The organism is Aquimarina addita (genome assembly GCF_039539305.1).
In the GTDB taxonomy this organism is placed as follows: domain Bacteria; phylum Bacteroidota; class Bacteroidia; order Flavobacteriales; family Flavobacteriaceae; genus Aquimarina; species Aquimarina addita.
In genome coordinates this window covers 1-899 of sequence record NZ_BAABCW010000068.1, presented here as the reverse complement: position 1 = coordinate 899, position 899 = coordinate 1, and the positions used below count along the sequence as shown (strand labels likewise).

Below are 899 nucleotides of genomic sequence, written 5' to 3'. Positions count from 1 at the left end.
ATCAAGATCAGTTAAGTCTTTTACCACCTAGTTACGATGATTTAGTTCCAGCGAATCATCCTGTTCGTATTGTCAATACCATTATAGATTCCTTAGATATATCAGTTTTAGAGCAGGGTTATAAAGGCGGAGGCACTTCGAGTTACCATCCCCGAATGTTACTCAAAGTTCTTATTTATGCCTACTTGCGTAATTTATATTCATCACGCAAGATAGAGCAGGCGCTTAATGAGAACATTCACTTTATGTGGCTTAGTGGTCAGAGTAAGCCAGATCACAATACGATTAATGATTTTAGAGGAAAACGTTTAAAGAACCATTTAAAAACGATTTTTAATCAAGTAGTTATCTTACTCAATGAACAAGGCTATTTAAGTTTAAAAGAAATTTATGTTGACGGTACGAAAATAGAAGCTAATGCCAATAAATACACCTTTGTTTGGGCAAAGAGTATAAAGACCAATCGAGGCAAAATCACCAAGCAGTTAAAAGAGCTATGGGCTTATGTAGAAAAAGTGTATGCCAATGAAGAGCAAGTACCTAATACACCAGAGTTCGAAGCTATAGATCCACAAAAAGTAGCCCAAACCATAGATCAAATCAATACCGCATTACAAGATAAGCCTACCTGTAAAAAGGTGAAGCAAAAGCTCAACTATGCCAAGAAAAACTGGCCATCCTCTGTAGATAAATACAATAAACAAGAAGCTATCTTAGGCAAACGAGGTAGTTACAGCAAAACTGATCCTGATGCCACATTCATGCGCATGAAAGACGATCACATGAGAAACGGTCAACTTAAAGCCGCTTATAATGTACAAGCTTCTTCCAATAATCAATTCATCACCAATTATACCTTAGAACAAACCACTACCGACACTACTACACTGATAAAACAC

At 36.6% G+C, this 899-nt stretch carries 1 protein-coding gene; it reads left to right on the top strand.

Annotation, left to right across the window (positions count from 1 at the left end; all coding sequences use genetic code 11):
- Window positions 1–899, top strand: an 899-nt coding sequence (locus tag ABD816_RS22160) for a transposase (RefSeq protein ID WP_344931099.1), incomplete at both ends; no start/stop codon positions are given.